This window comes from Stenotrophomonas sp. Bg11-02 (assembly GCF_002836635.1).
Lineage (GTDB): Bacteria > Pseudomonadota > Gammaproteobacteria > Xanthomonadales > Xanthomonadaceae > Stenotrophomonas > Stenotrophomonas lacuserhaii.
The window spans coordinates 195,670-215,347 of sequence record NZ_PJAY01000070.1 but is presented as its reverse complement, the minus strand read 5'-3'; the positions used below and the strand labels follow the sequence as shown (position 1 = coordinate 215,347).

At 66.0% G+C, this 19,678-nt stretch carries 15 protein-coding genes; 6 read left to right on the top strand and 9 right to left on the bottom strand.

The genetic code is table 11. From position 1 onward, the window contains the following. Positions 1-181 precede the first annotated feature (181 nt). From CXG43_RS18105 to trxA, 6 genes are all read right to left on the bottom strand, one after another. Complete coding sequence (locus CXG43_RS18105) at positions 182-1,207, bottom strand: cupin-like domain-containing protein (RefSeq protein WP_198552636.1); 1,026 nt, start codon at positions 1,205-1,207, stop codon at positions 182-184. A gap of 12 nt (positions 1,208-1,219) precedes the next feature. Further along, positions 1,220-4,210, bottom strand: a complete 2,991-nt coding sequence (locus CXG43_RS18100; RefSeq protein WP_101101463.1) for a TonB-dependent receptor — start codon at positions 4,208-4,210, stop codon at positions 1,220-1,222. 318 nt (positions 4,211-4,528) lie between these two features. Then, on the bottom strand, positions 4,529-5,542 hold the full coding sequence (locus CXG43_RS18095; RefSeq protein ID WP_101101461.1) for a LacI family DNA-binding transcriptional regulator: 1,014 nt from the start codon (positions 5,540-5,542) through the stop codon (positions 4,529-4,531). After that, entirely contained in the window at positions 5,535-5,690 is a 156-nt protein-coding gene (locus tag CXG43_RS19245; protein WP_157824949.1) for a hypothetical protein, read from the bottom strand. Before CXG43_RS19245 ends, CXG43_RS18095 begins: the two co-directional genes overlap by 8 nt. Positions 5,691-5,818: 128 nt before the next feature. Further along, a complete protein-coding gene (gene rho / locus CXG43_RS18090; protein ID WP_101101459.1) occupies positions 5,819-7,603 on the bottom strand; it encodes a transcription termination factor Rho in 1,785 nt (594 codons plus the stop codon). Positions 7,604-7,829: 226 nt separating this feature from the next. Next, entirely contained in the window at positions 7,830-8,159 is a 330-nt protein-coding gene (gene trxA / locus CXG43_RS18085) for a thioredoxin (RefSeq protein WP_042612690.1), read from the bottom strand. 524 nt (positions 8,160-8,683) lie between these two features. On the opposite strand from trxA, the gene rhlB reads away from it, so the two are divergent. The 6 genes from rhlB to rpoH all read left to right on the top strand — a co-directional run bounded on the left by rhlB (position 8,684) and on the right by rpoH (position 15,027). Continuing rightward, complete coding sequence (rhlB, locus tag CXG43_RS18080) at positions 8,684-10,420, top strand: ATP-dependent RNA helicase RhlB (protein WP_101101457.1); 1,737 nt, start codon at positions 8,684-8,686, stop codon at positions 10,418-10,420. A gap of 121 nt (positions 10,421-10,541) precedes the next feature. Further along, positions 10,542-11,228, top strand: coding sequence for a cell division ATP-binding protein FtsE (ftsE, locus tag CXG43_RS18075; RefSeq protein WP_101101455.1), 687 nt, complete (start codon positions 10,542-10,544; stop codon positions 11,226-11,228). Beyond that, the gene (gene ftsX, locus CXG43_RS18070) at positions 11,225-12,199 is read left to right on the top strand and encodes a permease-like cell division protein FtsX (RefSeq protein WP_101101453.1); all 975 of its coding nucleotides are present in this window, start codon (positions 11,225-11,227) and stop codon (positions 12,197-12,199) included. The genes ftsE and ftsX overlap by 4 nt, the downstream gene beginning before the upstream one ends. 10 nt (positions 12,200-12,209) lie before the next feature. After that, positions 12,210-13,049, top strand: coding sequence for a response regulator (locus CXG43_RS18065; RefSeq protein ID WP_042612686.1), 840 nt, complete (start codon positions 12,210-12,212; stop codon positions 13,047-13,049). Continuing rightward, a complete protein-coding gene (ung, locus tag CXG43_RS18060) occupies positions 13,046-13,750 on the top strand; it encodes a uracil-DNA glycosylase (RefSeq protein WP_232767871.1) in 705 nt (234 codons plus the stop codon). The genes CXG43_RS18065 and ung overlap by 4 nt, the downstream gene beginning before the upstream one ends. A gap of 401 nt (positions 13,751-14,151) precedes the next feature. Further along, the gene (gene rpoH, locus CXG43_RS18055) at positions 14,152-15,027 is read left to right on the top strand and encodes an RNA polymerase sigma factor RpoH (protein WP_042612682.1); all 876 of its coding nucleotides are present in this window, start codon (positions 14,152-14,154) and stop codon (positions 15,025-15,027) included. A 1,264-nt stretch (positions 15,028-16,291) separates the two neighbouring features. Here rpoH and purD read toward each other — a convergent pair. From purD to fis, 3 genes are all read right to left on the bottom strand, one after another. Beyond that, positions 16,292-17,575: a phosphoribosylamine--glycine ligase gene (purD, locus tag CXG43_RS18050; protein WP_101101449.1), complete on the bottom strand. Its 1,284-nt coding sequence runs from the start codon at positions 17,573-17,575 to the stop codon at positions 16,292-16,294. Positions 17,576-17,653: 78 nt separating this feature from the next. Next, positions 17,654-19,237, bottom strand: coding sequence for a bifunctional phosphoribosylaminoimidazolecarboxamide formyltransferase/IMP cyclohydrolase (gene purH / locus CXG43_RS18045; RefSeq protein WP_101101447.1), 1,584 nt, complete (start codon positions 19,235-19,237; stop codon positions 17,654-17,656). A gap of 76 nt (positions 19,238-19,313) precedes the next feature. Then, entirely contained in the window at positions 19,314-19,589 is a 276-nt protein-coding gene (gene fis / locus CXG43_RS18040) for a DNA-binding transcriptional regulator Fis (protein ID WP_042612679.1), read from the bottom strand. Positions 19,590-19,678: the final 89 nt, after the last annotated feature.

Genomic DNA, 19,678 nt, shown 5'->3' with positions numbered 1-19,678 from the left:
TGGAACGACAGGGAGCACGGCGGAAGATCACCGGGGAAGATCGTGGGCAGCGGCGGATGTGTAGAAGGGGCAGGGGTGGGGGTGGGGGTGAAACGGGGCCCTCGTTTTGCGCTGCCCCGCACAGCCTCACCGCCCACCCCGCCCCCAACTGCAGCTCGTAAGCCGCCATCCGCGAGGCGGTTCACCCGTTCGACCCACGCAGCAACCGCGTGCGCAGCACCTCGCGCAGCCGTGCGGCGGCTGCCTCATCCAGCTCGCCCAGCACGCCACGCGCATGCTCCGGCATATGCGCGGCAACCTGATCGTCTGCGTCGAACACGTAATGCTGGAACATCGCCTGCCAGGCCGCGCGTTGTTCCACAGGCAGGTCACGGATCGCCAGCAGGGCCAGCATCAAGGCGTTCATCGGCGCATCGCGCCATGCCTCGACCGGGCGCCACCAGTAATTGACAAGGATGTTGAACGCCTCGAGTCCTTCCATGTGGTGCCACCACAGGGAAGGGATGAATACCGCGTCCCCCGGTTCCAGCACGGCGCTCTGTGCCTCCTGCATGGCCAGCGCGAAGCGCGGGAACCGCTGCAGGTCCGGTGCGGCGAAGTCGACCAGGCTGATTGCCTGTCCGGCGGGGGTGAAGTCCAGCGGGCCGACATACAGGTTGCCGACCTGGCCGGGAGGAAACAGCATGACCCGTCGCCGTCCTGCCGCCACGCAGGCCAGATTGTCCGGCGCATCGTAGTGCGCGGCGATCCGCGAGCGGTTGCCGATCCAGATGCTGGCCAGTGGATCGGCCTGTCCCAGCACCAGCGGATTCTCCTCCCGCAGCCCGGGCAGGTAGGTATCCAGCGTGGTGGATGCCACGTAGATGGTCGGTGCGTCCGGTTCGCTGCGGTATTTGAGCAGGGTGTCCAGCACCACGCGCAGCGGTACCTGTTCGCGACGGAAATTGAAGCCGGTGAGGTCGTCGTTGTAGAAGACCCGGCCCTGCGTGCCGGGCGCCGCTGTGGTGGCGGTCACCGGCATGCCACCGTGGTCGAACCGCTTCAGGTAGTCCACCGCGGCGGTGTCGCCACGCCGGGCAGCCTGTACCAGCGGCCAGGCGGCGGCCAACCCCCGCACCACCTTCGGCGTGGTCCAGCTGCGCAGCGCGGCAGGCAGTGCCGCAGGATCTGCGAGCTGGACCTCGTCGATGGGGCGGGGCGGGGGCAGGGTCATCGCCACTCAGAACTTGTAGCGCACACCGAACATGTAGCGCGGCCCGGTCTGGGTGGCATACCGCAGCATGTTGCTGTGGCGTGCATAGGTGCGCATCGTCTCGTCGGTCAGGTTGATCGCTTCCACGCTCAGCGTCAGCTGCTCGCTCACCGCGTAGCTGATGTTCAGATCAAGCTGCCCATAGGCTTCGGTGTAGTTCGGGTTCGGCCCCTGGCCACCGATGCCGTTGAGGAACTTGTCGCGCCAGTTGTAGGCCGCCCGGACCTGCCATGCGTTCTTGTCATAGAACAGTACCGCGTTGGCCGAATCGCTCAGTCCGACCATCGGGTACTGGTCGCCCAGGCTCAGGTTGTCGAAGGTCAGCCCGGACTTCACCTTGGTGTAGTTCGCCGCGACACCGAAGCCGGACTCGCCGAACAGGTGCTGTACCGCCAGCTCCCAGCCTTCCAGATGATCCGAGCGCTGGTTGGCCGGCAGGGTGATGTCGAACCCGGCGATGGGATCACCCGGCTGGCCGACGATGCTGCCGGTCTGCTGGCCAGCCGAGTTGACGCCGGTGGAAACCACGCCCGGGTCGCCGGCATGGTTGGTGAAGATGTAATTGCGGATGCACACCGTGTCGGTGGTGACGCAGCCCGACGCCAGCGCTTCGTTCCAGTACGCACCGCCTACCGGCGTGTGCAGGCTGCCGGCATCTTCGCGGGCGATGGTGTTGCTGATGAAGTTCTTGATGTTCTTGCGGAAGAAGCCGACCGAGGCATAGCTGGCTTCACCGTAGTACCACTCCAGGGACAGGTCGAAGTTGTCCGACAGCAACGGCTCCAGCGCCGGGTTGCCGCGTGAACCGGTGCCGCCCTGGGTGCGCACGATGTTGTCCAGGCGTTGCCCGCTTTCGATCTGCGTCCATCCCGGACGGCCCAGGCTGCGGCTGTAGCTGCCGCGCAGTGCGAGAGACTCGTTGATGTCCAGCTTGAGGTCGACATTGGGCAGCACGTAATCGTACTTGCCCTGGCCGCCGATGAACGCTCCGTCGTCGGCGTAGGTGATGTTGAACTCGTTGAGGGAGTTCCAGCTGATCGAAGTCGGCACGCGCACCAGCGCCAACGACTCCACTTCGGTCTGCTCATAGCGCACGCCGGCGGCGACATGCAGCGGCATGTTCCAGTCGAAGGTGGTGCGGTACTGCAGGTAGGCGCTCTTGGATTTTTCGGTGGTACGGATGTCCTCGGAGTATTCGGTCGGGGCGAGATAGCACGTCGGGCAGGCCGGCTCGGCGCCGTTGGGTACCTGCGCCGCACGGTCACGCAGGCGGTCGAAATCGAACACCAGGAACTGGCCGGTCAGGCGCGGATCGTCGTGACCGGAGAACGCCTTGAAGTATTTGCCCATGTCATCGGCGTACCAGATGCTGTCGTCGTAGTCCGCCGGCGTACCGACGCCGCCCCAGCTGTCGCGTTGCTGGATCGCCGCTGCCGAGCGGTTGTCCACCTGGGTGTGGCCCACGCCGAAATCGAGTGCGGAATAGTCGGCGAAGCGGAACACGCCCTTGGCCTGCAGCTGTTCCACTTCCGACTTGTTGTAGCTGTTCTGGAATACCGAACCGGTGACCAGTGCATCGGCGGCCTGCACCCCACCCGGCGGCAACGCGATGTTGATGATCGGCAGGTCGCCGCTGTAATCCACCGTGGTCGTGCCGCGCACGTAAGCCGCCACGCCGAGCACGCCAGCCGAGCCATAGGGTCCATCGGGCTGCGATTCGGCACTGGCGCGGTGGTAGTCGAAGGACATGTCCAGCGCATCGTTGACTTCCCAGTCAACATTGAAGCCGAGCGAATCCATGCTGTTCCGGGTGGCCAGCTTCATGCCGCCCATCGCCACGTCGCCGTTCACCACGTCCTCGCTGTACACGATGGGGGCGGCAACCGGACCATCGGTCCAGGTACTGTCACCGGGGCCGTAGTTGAACCACACCGACAGTTCGCTGCGCTGCTGCTGCACCTTGTTTTCGACATAGGTGTAATCCAGCGTGGTGGTGACGTTGTCCAGCGGCTTCCACTGCAGCGTGGCCTGGCCGTTGGTGCGCTGGCGCTGCACGGCGTTGACGTTGTACGCGGTGTTCTGCGGACGGCCGTAGATATCATCGGCACCCGGCCGGTTGGTGATGCGGTCCGAATAGCCCGTGCCTGGCTGCGGCAGTGCGCGCCAGTCGCTGGTGTCGTCACCGCGCAGCGTCGCCCAGCCTTCGGCCACGGTGGCCTGGTTGAAGCCGGAATCGCGTTCCTGGTGGCTGGCGCTGAGCGCCACGCCGAAGCGTCCGTCAGCGTAGGTCTGGCTGAACACACCGGACAGTTCGCCGGTGACATTGGATCCCTGCAGCGTGCGCGGCACGTTGTCGTTGGAGGTATCGTGCACCGCCTTCATGCCAAGGCTGACCACCGGTGCCGCTTCCAGGGGCCGCAGGGTCTTGATGTTGATCGTCGCACCGATGCCACCGGTCGGGTTGTCGGCGCGGGTGGTCTTGTAGACCTCCACTGCGGAGATCGATTCGGAGGCGATGTTGGCGAAATCGAACGAGCGCGAGCCGGACAGTCCACCGCCGCCGTTGCCCAGGTTGGAGGCTGGCATCTGGCGGCCGTTGAGCAGCACCAGGTTGTAGTCCGGGCCGATGCCGCGCACGGTGACCTTGGAACCTTCGCCGCTGGAGGTACGGTCGATGGACACACCGCTGATGCGCTGCAGCGATTCGGCCAGGTTGGTATCGGGGAACTTGCCGATATCCTCGGCCACGATGCCGTCCACCACGCCCTGGCTGTCGCGCTTGAGGTTCATCGACGAGGTGAGGCTGCCGCGGATGCCGGTCACCTGCACGGTGTCCAGGGTGGCCGGGTCGGCCGGTGCGGTGGTGGAAGCATCCTGCGCCCACGCGGGGCCGGCGATGGCCGCCAGCAGCGCGGAAGTGAGCAGTGTCTTGCGGGGTACGGCCTTGTACATCCTCATTGCGGATCCCTCCCCAGGGAGTGCGGAAACAGCGGGTTTGACTTCGGCTGGAACGCGGCAACTACGTGACGGGAGCGATTTGGGGATGCGTTGACAGCGTTGTCAACAAAGCGCCCCCGACGGTGGCCGGGCGGATCCCGGGGAGACCGTGCTGCAGGTCCCGCAAGCCTTGTCATTGCAGTGTCATCGGCCCGCATGCAGCCGCCGCGCGTGCGCGGTGCTACGCGAATGATCGTGTTGCGATGCGGAACGGTTCTGCGCAGGGCAGGTAGCGCTAACACTGACAGCGCTCGACAAAAGCGCGGCATCACCGGGCGCTCAGCGCCTGCGTCTTCCAGGTGCGGCGGTGGATTCGCGGACCAGCACAGCATGGTCGAGGGTGATCATCCTGCCGGCGCCCGGCGAACGGATGCGCTCCAGCAGCTGCAGCGTCGCCAGCCGGCCCATTTCCGCAGTGGGCTGCCGCACCGTGGTCAGCGCGGGGAAGATATGGCTGGCGATCGGGGTGTCATCGAAACCGCATACGGACAGATCGCGGGGCACCTGCAGGCCGCGGCCACCGGCGACACGGTACACGGCCGCCGCCATGTCATCGTTGGCCGCGAAGATCGCCGTGGGCGGACCGGCCAGGTCCAGCAGGCGGTGTGCCGCCGGGATGCCGGATTCGAAAGAGAACTGGCCGCCGACCACCAGCGCGGCGTCGTAGGCGATGCCGGCTTCGCGCAGCGCTGCGCGATACCCGGCGTGGCGCCACTGGCAGGCGCCGTGCGCCCGTGGTCCCTTGATGTGGCCGATGCGCCGATGGCCCAGCGCGATCAGGTGGCGCATCAACTCCACCACGGCCGTGGTCTCGTCCATGCGCACCCCGATGGCGCCGGTGGGGTCACGCGGGGCGATGCTGGCAAAGGGAATGTCATGTTCCTGCAGATAGGACAGCACCACCGGATCATCGCTGAGCGGCGGGATCAGCACGACGCCGTCGGGCCGTGAGTTGTCGAACAGCGCGCTGAGGTCGGGCAGGGCATGGCGGCCGATCCCCACCGGGCCCAGCAGCAGGTTGTAGTGGTTGCCGCGGCAGGCATCGAGCATGCCGCTCTGGATTTCCATCAGGTAGTTGCGCGAAGGATTGTTGTAGGCCAGCGCCAGCGAATAGGAGCGCTGGCCGGCCAGGCTGCGCGCGGAAGGATTGGGCTTGTAGCCGAGCCGCGCGACCACCTCGCGCACCCGCGACTGGGTCTGCTCACGCACGTTGGGCTCGTTGTTGAGCACCCGCGACACGGTCTTGATGGAGACTCCCGCCGCCGCAGCGACGTCTTCGATTCGACTACGCATGATGCAGGTGGTCCTCGATGTGCCAGCGGCGGCCAGTGCGCGCCGAGCGATGGTGCAGCGTCGGGCCGATATTGCCACGGCGCAGCGCAGCACGGCGCAGCGCCACGCCACGCCCGCTGTGCTCGCCGACCAGGGGGACCAGGGGCATGCCGGTCGTCCTGACCGGCACCCTGCGGGCCGCCGCAGGCACGCAGCCTGCTCTTGCCCGGCCCGCCCCCGCAAACAACAAAGCCCCGCAATGCGGGGCCTCGTCGTGGATCGTCCGGCGCCAGGAACTCAGCGCTTCATCGAACCGAAGAACTCGTCGTTGGACTTGGTGTTCTTCATCTTGTCCAGCAGGAACTCCATCGCGGCCATTTCATCCATCGGATGCAGCAGCTTGCGCAGGATCCAGATCTTCTGCAGCAGCTCCGGCTCGATCAGCAGGTCTTCGCGGCGGGTACCCGAACGGTTGATGTCGATCGCCGGGAACACGCGCTTTTCAGAGATGCGACGGCTCAGGTGCACTTCGCTGTTGCCGGTGCCCTTGAACTCTTCGTAGATCACCTCGTCCATCTTGCTGCCGGTGTCCACCAGCGCCGTGGCGATGATGGTCAGGCTGCCGCCTTCCTCCACGTTGCGCGCGGCACCGAAGAAGCGCTTCGGACGGTGCAGGGCATTGGCATCCACGCCACCGGTCAGTACCTTGCCCGAGCTCGGCACCACGTTGTTGTAGGCACGTGCCAGGCGGGTGATCGAGTCCAGCAGGATCACCACGTCCTTCTTGTGCTCGACCAGGCGCTTGGCCCGCTCGATCACCATTTCGGCAACCTGCACGTGGCGCGCGGCCGGCTCGTCGAACGTCGAGCTGATGACCTCGCCGCGCACGGTGCGCTGCATTTCGGTCACTTCTTCCGGGCGCTCATCGATCAGCAGCACGATCAGGTGCACGTCCGGATGGTTGGTGGTGATGGCCGTGGCCACCTGCTGCATCATCATCGTCTTGCCGGCCTTCGGCTGGGAAACGATCAGCGAACGCTGGCCCTTGCCCTGCGGTGCCATCAGATCGAGGATGCGGCCGGTGATGTCTTCGGACGAGCCGTTGCCGCGTTCCAGGGTGAAGCGCTTGCGCGGGAACAGGGCGGTCAGGTTCTCGAACAGCACCTTGTTCTTGGACGCTTCCAGCGGCTCACCGTTGATGGTGTCCACGATGGACAGCGCGAAGTAGCGCTCGCCATCCTTGGGGAAGCGGATGCGGCCGGACAGGTGGTCGCCGGTGCGAAGGTTGAAGCGGCGGATCTGGCTGGGCGAGATGTAGGTGTCGTCCGGGCCGGCCAGGTAGCTGGCTTCGGCTGCGCGCAGGAAGCCGAAGCCGTCCGGCAGGATTTCCAGCACGCCGTCGGCAGCGACGCCATCACCGTGGCGGGTCAGCACCTTCAGCAGCGCGAAGATCACGTCCTGCTTGCGGGCACGGGCGACACCTTCGGAGATCTGCAGCTGCTCGGCGATTTCCAGCAGCTTCTGCGCCGGCATGCGCTTGAGGTCGCTCAGCGAATACACCGGGAAGCCTTCCGGCACGTTCGGCTGGGTGGTACGCACGAACGGCTGCTGTTCGTTGTTGTCCTGCGGCATGCCATCGTCGCGTCCACCACCACGTGCCGGGCGGTCACGGTCGCGTCGGTTGCGGAAGCGGTCACGGCGGTTGCCCTGGCCCTGCGCGTTGTTCTGCTGGTTGCCCTGGTAGGGGCCCTGGTTCTGGCCGCCTGCGGTGTTCTGCTGGCCGCCGCCGGAGGTGTTGTTGTTCTGCTGCGGGCGACCCTGGCCGGATTCGCGGCCTTCGTTGCCGTCACCGCCGTTGGTGGCGGGAGCATCGGCAGCGGGCGCGCTCGGCGCCGCCGCAGCGGGCGCGGGGGGCGGAGTGGGACGGGGTGCTTCGGGCGCATTGGCCAGCGGCAGGCCGGCCTGTGCCGGGGCACTGGTTTCGGCGGACGCGGGTGCGGCGGCCTTGGTCACGCGCGGCTTGCGCACACGCTTTTCGGCGGGCGCATCAGCGCTGCCGGTTTCAGAAGTGGTATCGGACAAGAGCGTTATTCCTCGCTTGAAGGTGCGAGCGCCCGGCTGGGGCGGCGAACGAAGGGATGGGGTCTGGAGTGAACTGCATCCAGCGGGTGCGGCACGCGAACGCGGACCGGATGTGCCGACACTATCACCGGCGCGCGGCGCCTTGCAAGCACCGCGATGCCGCGACATTCAGGCAGCGCAGGGGCTGCAGGCAGCCGGCGTCACCGGCTGCCGGGAAACACAGGCCTCAGGCCAGCGCCTTGTCGAGCAGGCCGGCCAGCTGGGCCTTGCCCACCGCACCCACCTGCTCACCGACCTTCTCGCCGTCCTTGAAGACGACCAGGTAGGGAATGGAACGGACGTGATACTTCACCGCCAGGTCGCGCTCGTGGTCGACGTTGACCTTGACGATCTTCGCGCGGCCACCGTAGGCCACGGCCAGTTCGTCCAGCGCCGGTGCGATCATCTTGCACGGCCCACACCATTCGGCCCAGAAATCAACCAGGACCGGCTCTTTGGAGTTCAGTACGGTGCTTTCGAAATCAGCGGTGCTGACATGTACAACGTTGTCGCTCATCTTGGTTTCTCGTCTTGTGGGGCACCCGGCCGGGGCCGGAGGTGGGTGAACTGGGCTGGACCAGAGTGGCGCAACCCTCGCCGTTGCCTGGTGGAGCAGGCTCCACGGTGCGCTGGGCAGGATGCCTGGATGCTCACGGACGGCAGTTTACCCCTATCGGCACAGGGAGACAGGGGGCGGCTGGAACCCAGCGTATCGCGATCAATATGACCGACGGAATGTGTCGGATTTCACTGTCCACACCTATGGGATAGGGGCCCGTCCCTGGTGCACAAGGGAAGCACCGGGAACGATTCAGCGGGCGGTGGCATGGATGAATGGGAAATGGGCGGGCGGTCTCCGGGTGTGGTGAGACGCTTTGGCCCGGTTGCCCGCCCGATTACGCTAAACTGCTTCATTGAGCGGCAAGGGACCCGAGGGTTCCAAGGCCCGCCGACCCGCCGCAGGGGCCGCAGTTTGCGACGGAGCCCCCAGATGACGCCGAGCCGCCCGATTGCAGGTGGCGGCCAGACCAAGACGGACACATGAGCGACAAACCGCTGACCGATTTGACCTTTTCCTCCTTCGATCTGCATCCGGCATTGCACGCCGGTCTTGAAGGAGCCGGATTCACCCGCTGCACCCCGATCCAGGCGTTGACGCTGCCGGTCGCACTCGCCGGTGGCGACGTCGCAGGCCAGGCACAGACTGGTACCGGCAAGACGCTGGCCTTCCTGGTCGCGGTGGTGAACCGCCTGCTGACCCGCCCGGCACTGGCCGACCGCAAGCCGGAAGACCCGCGCGCGCTGATCCTGGCCCCCACCCGCGAACTGGCCATCCAGATCCACAAGGATGCGGTGAAGCTGGGTTCGGACCTGGGGCTGCGCTTCGCGCTGGTGTACGGCGGCGTGGACTACGACAAGCAGCGCGAACTGCTGCAGCAGGGCGTGGACGTGATCATCGCCACCCCCGGCCGCCTGATCGACTACGTCAAGCAGCACAAGGTGGTTTCGCTGCACGCCTGCGAAATCTGCGTGCTGGACGAAGCCGACCGCATGTTCGACCTGGGCTTCATCAAGGACATCCGCTTCCTGCTGCGCCGCATGCCCGAGCGCACCACCCGGCAGACCCTGCTGTTCAGCGCCACGCTCAGCCACCGCGTGCTGGAACTGGCGTATGACCACATGAACGAGCCGCAGAAGATGGTGGTGGAGAGCGAATCCATCACCGCCGCCCGCGTGCGCCAGCGCATGTACTTCCCGGCCGACGAAGAGAAGATCCCGCTGCTGCTGGGCCTGCTGTCGCGCAGCGAAGGCGCGCGTACGATGGTGTTCGTCAACACCAAGGTGTTCGTCGAGCGCGTCGCGCGCGCGCTGGAACGTTCCGGCTACCGCGTCGGCGTGCTGTCCGGTGACGTTCCGCAGAAGAAGCGCGAAAGCCTGCTGAACCGCTTCCAGAAGGGTCAGCTGGAAATCCTGGTGGTCACCGACGTGGCCGCCCGCGGCCTGCACATCGACGGCATCAAGTACGTCTACAACTACGACCTGCCGTTCGACGCCGAAGACTACGTGCACCGCATCGGCCGCACCGCGCGCCTGGGCGAGGAAGGCGATGCGATCAGCTTCGCCTGCGAACGCTATGCGATGGGCCTGCCGGACATCGAGGCCTATATCGACCAGAAGATCCCGGTCGAAGCGGTGACCGCCGAACTGCTGACCTCGCTGCCGCGCCCGGAACGTGCGCCGCCTGCGCCGGGCGAGGAAGGCGACGAGAACGAAAGCGTCAGCCAGATCTTCCGCGAAGCGCGTGAAGCGCGTGCCGCCGAAGAAGAGCGTCGTGGTGGCGGCCGTGGTGGCAAGCCCTCCGCTGGCCGCGGCGAACGCAGTGGCGAGCGCAGCGGCGAACGCCGCCCGCGTCCGCCGCGCAAGCCGCGCGTGGAAGGCGAAGGGGTCGCCGCAGCGGAAGCCGCCGTTGTCGCCGGCAATGGCGAGGCCGCTGCTACCGCCACCGCCGATGCCGTGCAGGCGCCGCGTCCGCCGCGTGCCGAGGTTGGCGCCGCGCAGGATCCCGCATTGCAGGACGGCGAGCGCAAGCCGCGCAAGCGCCGTCGCCGTCGCAACGGCCGTCCGCTGGAAGGTGCCGAAGGTGCAACCCACGGCGCGTCCACCGCGCAGGGTGCACCGGTGCAGGTGGTGGCCAAGCCGGTCCGCAGTGCGGACCCGGGCGACTCCTTCCTGACCCGCATCGGCCGCAAGATCCGCCGGATGCTGGCCGGCGGGTAAGCGGTATTGATTGCACTGCCCCCGGCTCCGGGGGCAGTGGTCTCCCCGGCCCCGGCCGACGCAGGGCCAGGCCCTGGCGCGATGTCTCCACGCCGTGGCGCCTGTCCTGCATAATCAGGGGATGAGCGTCCTGCGGTTCGACAACGTAAGCAAACAGTACGCCGGTGGTCACGAGGCGCTGACTGATGTCAGCTTCGACGTGGCACCGGGCGAAATGGTGTTCGTCACCGGCCATTCCGGCGCGGGCAAGAGCACCCTCTTGAAACTGATCCACCTTGACGAGCGGCCCAGCCGCGGCGCGGTGGTGTTCAACGAGCGCAACCTGTTGAAGGTGCGCGGCGGCGACGTGCCACGGCATCGGCGCGAGGTGGGCGCGGTCTACCAGGACCACCGCCTGCTGATGGATCGCAGCATTTCCGAAAACGTGGCGCTGCCGCTGATCCTGCGCGGCACCCGCCGTGCCGACATCGGCAAGCGCGTGCGTTCGGTGCTGGAGCGCATGGGCCTGGGGCATCGCGAGAAGGCCCTGCCTTCGCAGTTGTCCGCCGGTGAGCAGCAGCGCGTTGGCATCGCCCGCGCGATCGTCGGTGAACCGCGCCTGCTGGTGGCCGACGAACCGACCGGCAACCTCGACCCGACCCTGGCCGCGGAAATCATGGCGCTGTTCGCCGAGCTGCCGGCGCGTGGGACCAGCGTGCTGGTGGTCAGCCATGACCTCGCCCTGCTGCGGCGCATGCGCAAGCGCGTGCTGATCCTCGACCACGGCCGCCTGGTGGACGATATTTCGCCGCAGGACCTGGCCGAATGAGCACCGAATCCACTCCCGCGCCCGAGCGTCATGCCAACGCCCCGGCGGCGGCCCCTTCGAAGCTGGGCATCTGGTGGCAACACCACCTGCACAGCGTGGTGTTCAGCCTGGGCCGCGCTTTCCGCAAACCATGGGCCACGCTGTTGACGGTGATGGTCATGGCCCTGGCGCTGGCACTGCCACTGGGCTTGTCGATCGCCTTGGACAACCTCAAGCACTTCACCGGCAGCGTGCAGCAGTCCCGTGACATCAACCTGTTCCTGAAGGCCGAGCTGGATGCCGCCAGCGCGGAGGCCCTGGCCGCCGAGCTGAGGGCGCGTGACGACGTGGCCGCAGTGACCCTGCGCACCCCCGAACAGGGCCTGGAAGAACTCCGCGAGAATGCCGGCCTCGGCGAGGCGATCGATGCCCTGCAGTCCAATCCACTGCCCAGCCTGCTGGTGGTGACGCCGGCGGAGAAGGCCGACGACGCGCGCTTGGCGCGTGCGCTGGGCACCCTGCCGCAGGCCGACCTGGTGCAGCACGATGCGCTGTGGCGGACCCGGCTGGACGGCTGGCTGGCCTTCGGCGCGCGCCTGGTTCAGGTGCTGTCGCTGCTGCTGGGGCTGGGTGCGGTGCTGGTGGTCGGCAATACCGTGCGGCTGGACATCCAGGCGCGCCGCGAAGAGATCGGCGTGCTGCAACTGCTGGGCGCCAGCGATGGCTTCATCCGGCGCCCGTTCCTGTACCTTGGCGCGTGGTACGGCCTCGGCGCGGGCCTGGTGGCGCTGGGGCTGATCGCCGCCGCCGGTGCCGCACTGGCCGGACCGCTTGCCCAGTTGTCGCAAAGCTACGCCAGTCCCTTCGCGCTGAAGGGGCTGGACCTGCTGCATTCCTCTGTCGTGCTGCTGGCCATCGTGCTGGTGGGCTGGCTGGGTGCATGGCTGGTCACCGGACATTTCCTGCGCCAGACGCGCCCCACCGAGACCTGAGCCCTTCCGCATGCAGCCGCAAGCACTCAAGCATCTGCACGATGATGCCACCCGGGTCATGGTGGTCGATGGCTCGCGGCTGGTCCGCAAGCTGATCGCCGATGTGCTGCAGCGCGACCTCCCCGGCGTGCAGGTGGTCGGCTGCGCCAGCATCGCAGAGGCACGCCAGGCCTTGGCCGACGGGCCGGTCAACCTGGTGACCACCTCGCTGTCGCTGCCCGACGGCGACGGCCTGGCGCTGGCCAGGACCGTGCGCGAATCGGCGGGGCAGGCGTACGTGCCGGTGATCGTGGTCTCAGGCGATGCCCAGTCGCACCTGGAACAGCGCCGCTTCACCGACTACGTCACCGATTACTTCGACAAATCGCTGGGCCATGAAGCGCTGGCCGCTTTCATCCGCGGCTACGTGCAGCCGGCGATCATTCCCGGTGCCACGCTGCTGTACGTGGAAGACAGCCGGGTAGTGGCCGAAGCCACCAAGCGGATGCTCGAGCGCCAGCAGCTCAACGTGCTGCACGTGATGACCGCCGAAGAGGCCGTGACCCTGCTGACCGCCGAGTCGCTGGGCCGCAACCAGCACCGGATCGACCTGGTGCTCACCGACGTGACGCTCAAAGGTGAGCTCAGCGGACGTGATCTGGTGGAACGGGTGCGGGTGGACTTCGGCTACGGCAAACGCCGCCTGCCGGTGCTGGTGATGACCGGTGACGGCAATCCGCTCAACCAGACCGCGCTGCTGCAGGCCGGTGCCAACGACCTGGTGCTCAAGCCGATCGAAGAGCGGCTGCTGGTCACCAAGGTGTTGTTCCAGCTGCGCCTGTCCCGACTGAATCCAAGATCCGTGGTGTGATGAACGAAGCAGTACCTCCTTCCATCCAGCTCGAGCCGAGCTGGAAAGCACACGTCGGCGACTGGCTGCTGCAGCCGCAGATGCGCGAGCTGTCCCGCTTCCTTCGCGAGCGCAAGGCGGGGGGCGCGAACGTGTTCCCGCCCGGCCCGCAGATCTTTGCCGCCTTCGATGCCACCCCGTTCGATGCCACCAAGGTGGTGATCCTGGGCCAGGATCCGTATCACGGTCGTGGCCAGGCGCATGGGCTGAGTTTCTCGGTGCAGCCCGGCGTGCCGGTGCCGCCGTCGCTGTTGAACATCTACAAGGAAATCGAACGCGACCTCGGTATCCCGCGGCCGGACCATGGCTGCCTGCTGCCCTGGGCGCGGCAGGGCGTGCTGCTGCTGAACGCGGTGCTGACGGTGGAAGAGGGCAGCGCCGGGGCGCACCAGAAGCGCGGCTGGGAAGGCTTCACCGACCACGTGGTGGAAGCGCTCAACCGCGAACGCGAAGGGCTGGTGTTCCTGCTGTGGGGCAGCTACGCGCAGCAGAAGGGCAAAGTCATCGACACCGCGCGTCATCGGGTATTGAAGGCACCGCATCCCTCGCCGCTGTCCGCCCACCGCGGGTTCCTCGGCTGTGGCCATTTCTCGGCCACCAATGAGTACCTGCAGCGCCGCGGACAGACACCGATCGACTGGTCGCTGCCACCGGCAGGGTAACGGTGCCTGACGGCACGAGAGGGCGGGTGCCGGCATGGGAGGGCAGGTGACGGCGTGGGAAGGTGGGTGACGACCGTTGGTCGTCACGCCTTTGCTTTTTTTGCCGCTGCGCCGGGCACGGCTCGGCGCTACCGGACTCCAAGCGCTGAACGACTGACAACTTCTCCCGACTGAATGCGCGGATGGCGCCGTCCGTTCAGCCAATCTGCACGATTTTTTCCGCTGATTTATCCCGCAATACATTGATCTCGAAGGGTTTTATGCTGACCAGATCGACTATCGCCACTGTCACCAAATCGCGGTAGGGTAGATGGGTAGTCAACGCCATTGTTCTGCCACCGGAACACTGGAACTTTTTTGACCTTTAGCAGTCGAAGTATCGGACTGCTAAGATGAGACCCATGAGCCAGAACACCTCTACTGCCCTTGTGGCAAACAATCTCCCGATTCCCAGTGCGCTCGGTTCGCTGGACGCCTACATCGGTGCCGTGCACCAGATCCCGGTGCTTTCGGTCGATGATGAGCAGGACCTGGCGCGTCGTTTCCGTGATCAGACCGATCTGGATGCGGCCCGCGAACTGGTGCATTCGCACCTGCGTTTCGTGGTGCACGTGGCCCGCGGCTACAACGGTTACGGCCTCGCCCTGGGCGACCTCATCCAGGAAGGCAACATCGGCCTGATGAAGGCGGTCAAGCGCTTCGACCCGGACATGGGCGTGCGCCTGGTGTCCTTCGCGGTGCATTGGATCCGTGCCGAAATGCACGAGTTCATCCTGAAGAACTGGCGCATCGTGAAGGTCGCCACGACCAAGGCGCAGCGCAAGCTGTTCTTCAACCTGCGCCGTTCCAAGAAGCGCCTGGGCTGGATGAACGCGGCCGAAGTGACCGCAGTGGCGAAGGACCTCAACGTCTCCGAACGCGAAGTAATGGAGATGGAGTCGCGCCTGTCCGGCCGTGATATTGGTTTCGACGCCCCCAGCGACGAAGACGACGACCATGCGCCGCCGTCGCCGGCTGCCTACCTGATGGCCAATGAAGAAGATCCTTCGATGGCCTACGAGCGCGCCGACAGCGAAGACAACCAGCTGCAGCTGCTGCGCGAAGGCATGGCCGAACTGGATGCGCGTTCGCGCGACATCATCGCCCGCCGCTGGCTGGATGCCGACAGCAAGGTCACGCTGCAGGAGCTGGCCGATGAGTATGGCGTATCCGCCGAGCGCATCCGCCAGGTCGAAGCGAACGCACTGAAGAAGATGAAGGCGCTGTTCACCGCGTAAGCGGAAACAGATACCGCACACGAAAACGCCGGGCACTGCCCGGCGTTTCTGTTTTAGGGCACTGGTATCGCCAAGCCATGCTCGGCGTCTTTTCCGGCGGCAAACGCGGGAGCTCGCCGAATAGGGCTCGGTCTGCTCAGGTTTGATGGCTTGATACTTCTCGCCGCCAGCGAAAAGCTTCAGTGACTTAATCGCGGGACCACTTCCGCCATCCCTCTGCGGCCGGGGCATTGGAGTTCGAAGCAGGTTCTGGCGCTGACGCGCCTGAGCCGTCCGAAGTCTTCGCTGCAGCAGGCGGATGGGTGCTTGGCGAGGTGAGGTTCGTAGGCACAGCGTTCCGCTCAGCACCCTCCTCTACAAAGATGGCGAGGCCTTGCCCCTTCTTCTGGAATACACCGCTTTGGACGCCAAAACCGTAGGCGGTGTTTCCATATCCCCATGCCTGGCCGGAGCCAACCGAGCCGACTTGCTGATCGCCTACGCCTGAGAGCAGGACACCATTTGCGCCCAATGACGCTGCCTCGGCCTTGAGCCGTTGCACAACCTTGTTTGTCTTACCCTGATCACTGAGCGCCCATGAATTCCGGCTGCCTGCATCAAGTAGCGCAACCTTCTCGAATCTCTCTGGGGGGTCGACGTAGATGCGGACCTGGGAAGGATCGATAGGGGCTCGAGTCGTGCCCACGACAATGCTGGACGATGCGCATGCACACATGGACAGCGCCAAGACTGAAGAGAAAATTCCAAGACGTATGTTCATAACTGCATCCTTGAGTTCAAAGTGGCGGCGCACGTCCTCCCTGATCAACAGTGAGCGTTGCGCATCAACGTCCGTCGTTCAATCAAAAATCTGGCACGTCGTGTCACGGATATCATGAGGAGTGCGTCCCTGCGATCCAGAGCACATGCACCCAGCACGAAGGTCTACCAGTAGCCCAGGCAGATTTCCGGCCAGAGCTTGATGCACGTCACGCTTTTCGTCAACACGGGTTGTGAAAGGAGCCTAAGCGCATCGTTCTCCCGCGAGAGCACCAAGAAGCGCTCGGTGCTGCTGTCCTCGCCTCACAGCAGCTTTTCAACGCTGCCGGGAGGCTCGGTAAAGCGGAGGGATCAGGCGAGCAGCAAGCGTGGCACGGCGGTTTTTCAGCCGTAGCCATGCCCGGCGTTTTTGAGTCTGCGGTGTCGGCGGACATTTCCGCCCAGCATGGCTCGGCGCTACCGGTCGTGGTGGGTGACGACCGTTGGTCGTCACGCCGTTACCGCCTCAGCTTTCGCGGGCGATCGCGCGCCAGCCGATGTCGTTGCGGTGGAACTCGTTCGCCCACGTCACCTGGGCCACGCCGGCATATGCATTGGCCTGCGCATCGCGCACGCTGTCGCCGAGTGCGGCCACGCACAGTACCCGTCCACCGGCACTGACCACGTTGCCCTGCGCATCCAGCGCGGTGCCTGCGTGGAATACCTTGGCGGTGTCCGGCACGCGGTCCAGGCCGGAAATCACATCGCCGGTGACCGGCGCTTCCGGATACGGAGACGCGGCCAGCACCACGCCCAGCGATGGACGGGGGTCCCACTGCGCCTGCACCTGGTCCAGCCTGCCGTCGATCGCCGCCTGCACCAGGTCCAGCAGGTCCGACTGCAGGCGCAGCATCACCGGTTGGGTTTCCGGGTCGCCGAAGCGCACGTTGAACTCGATCACTTTCGGCGCACCGCTGGCGTCGATCATCAGGCCGGCATACAGGAAGCCGGTGAACGGTACGCCGTCGGCGATCATGCCCTGCACGGTCGGCTCCACAACCTCACGCATCACCCGTGCGTGCACTTCCGGCGTGACCACCGGAGCCGGCGAATACGCGCCCATGCCGCCGGTGTTGGGACCGGTATCGCCGTCGCCGACGCGCTTGTGATCCTGCGAGGTGGCCATCGGCAACGCATGCACGCCATCGACCATCGAGATGAAGCTGGCCTCTTCGCCATCGAGGAATTCTTCGATCACCACGCGTGCGCCGGCGTCGCCGAAGGCATTGCCGGACAGCATGTCGCGCACCGCCGATTCTGCTTCGGGCAGCGACATCGCCACGATCACGCCCTTGCCGGCGGCCAGGCCATCGGCCTTGACCACGATCGGCGCGCCCTTTTCGCGGAGGTACGCCAGCGCGGCGTCGACGTCGGTGTGCACGGCGTAATACGCGGTCGGGATGCCATGCCGGGCCAGGAAGTCCTTGGCGTAGGCCTTGCTGCCTTCCAGCTGGGCAGCGGCGGCGGTCGGACCGAAGATGCGCAGGCCGGCTTCGCCGAACGCATCGACCACGCCGGCCACCAGCGGCACTTCCGGGCCGACCACGGTGACGGCGACGCCTTCGGACCGGGCCAGCGCCAGCAGGCCATCCAGATCAGTGACCTTGACGGCCACGTTGCGGCATTTCGCTTCGGTGGCGGTGCCGGCATTGCCCGGCGCGACCAGCACTTCGCTGACCTGCGCGGACTGGGCCAGCTTCCAGGCCAGGGCGTGTTCGCGGCCGCCGGAGCCGATGACGAGGATCTTCATGCTGAGGGATTTCCGATACGCGGGGAAAGAAGACGCGAGGTGCCGAACGGGCCGGCACCCCCAGGGATCCGCTGCACGTCAGTGACGGAAGTGACGCACGCCGGTGAACACCATCGCCAGGCCGGCTTCGTCGGCGGCCGCGATGACTTCGGCGTCGCGCATCGAACCACCCGGCTGGATCACCGCCTTGATGCCGGCCGCAGCGGCGGCATCGATGCCGTCGCGGAACGGGAAGAACGCATCGGAGGCCATCACCGAACCTTCCACCACCAGGTTCGCATCGGCGGCCTTGATGCCGGCGATGCGCGCCGAATAGACGCGGCTCATCTGGCCGGCGCCGACGCCGATGGTGCGGTTGTCCCTGGCGTACACGATGGCGTTGGACTTCACGAACTTGGCGACCTTCCAGGCGAACAGCAGGTCGGTGAACTGCTTGTCGGTCGGCGCCAGCTTGCTGACCACCTTCAGTTCGTCACGGGTCATGCCGCGGTTGTCGGAAGACTGCAGCAACAGGCCCGAACCGATCCGCTTGCTGTCGTAGTTGTTCAGGCCTTCACCGTGCGGGATGCGCAGCACGCGCACGTTGGCCTTCTTCGTGGCGTATTCCAGCGCGGCCGGTTCGTACTCCGGGGCGATCAGCACTTCAACGAACTGACGGTCCAGGATCACCTGCGTGGTGGCCAGGTCCAGCGGCTTGTTGAAGGCGATGATGCCGCCGAAGGCGCTGGTCGGGTCGGTGGCATAGGCCAACTCATAGGCATCGCCGTTGCCGGCACCCACGGCGACGCCGCACGGATTGGCATGCTTGACGATCACGCAGGCCGGCGCCTCGAACTGCCGCACACATTCCCACGCGGCATCGGCATCGGCCAGGTTGTTGTAGCTCAGTTCCTTGCCCTGCAGCTGCTGGAAGGTGGCAAGGGTGCCCGGCACCGGATACAGGTCACGGTAGAAGGCGCCGCTCTGGTGTGGGTTCTCTCCGTAGCGCAGGTCCATCACCTTCACGAAAGAGGAATTCATCTGTGCCGGGAACTCGCTGCGCACCGGCACCGCGGTCTCGCGCGAGGCGACCGCGGACAGGTAATTGCTGATCGCCGCATCGTACTGGGCAACGCGGTTGAACGCGGCCACCGAGAAGGCGAAGCGCTTGGCGGCAGACAGCTGGCCATCATGCGCGGCCAGTTCGGCCAGCAGTTCGTCGTACTGCGACGGGTCGGTCGCGACCGCGACGCGGGCGAAATTCTTTGCTGCCGAACGCAGCATGGCCGGGCCGCCGATGTCGATGTTCTCCACTGCATCGTCGAGCGCGCAGTCGGCCTTGGCGGTGACTGATTCGAACGGATACAGGTTCAGCACCAGCAGGTCGATGGCACCAATGCCGTGCTCGGCCATCACCGCATCATCGGTACCGGCGCGGCCCAGCAGGCCGCCATGCACCATCGGGTGCAGGGTCTTGACCCGGCCATCCATCATTTCCGGGAAGCCGGTGACGTCGGCGACATCCTTGACCGCCAGGCCCGCCTCGCGGATCGCCTTGGCGGTGCCGCCGGTGGACAGCAGTTCCACGCCGCGTGCGGACAGGGCAGTGGCCAGCGCGATCAGGCCGGTCTTGTCGGAAACGGAAAGCAGGGCCCGACGGACGGGCAGCAGGTCAGCACTCATGGGGGCAGGGCAACGGCAGCAGGCGGGGCCGATATTGTAGGCCTTGGGGCGCCCTCACACGTAATGCAGTGCCGGCTCAGGCCGTGATGCCGTATTCCTTGAGCTTCTTGCGCAGGGTGGCCCGGTGGATGCCCAGCATCGCCGCAGCGCGGCTCTGGTTGCCCTCGCAATGGTTCAGCACTTCCACGAACAGGGGAATTTCCATCTCGCGCAGCACGATCTCGTACACGTCATCGGCATCGCAGCCATCCAGGTCGCGCAGGTAGCGGCGCACGGACTGGGCAACATGTTCGCGGAGCGGAGGACGCGCAGCGCCACGACTGGTGTCAGGACGAGAGAGTACAGCGTTCAATGGGAATCCCGATCTGGTGGCCGCGCCGGAGCGAAGGCTGGCGCTGGCGAAGAAGGTGGTGGCGGCCAGTCTAGCGCGAGCAGGCCGCC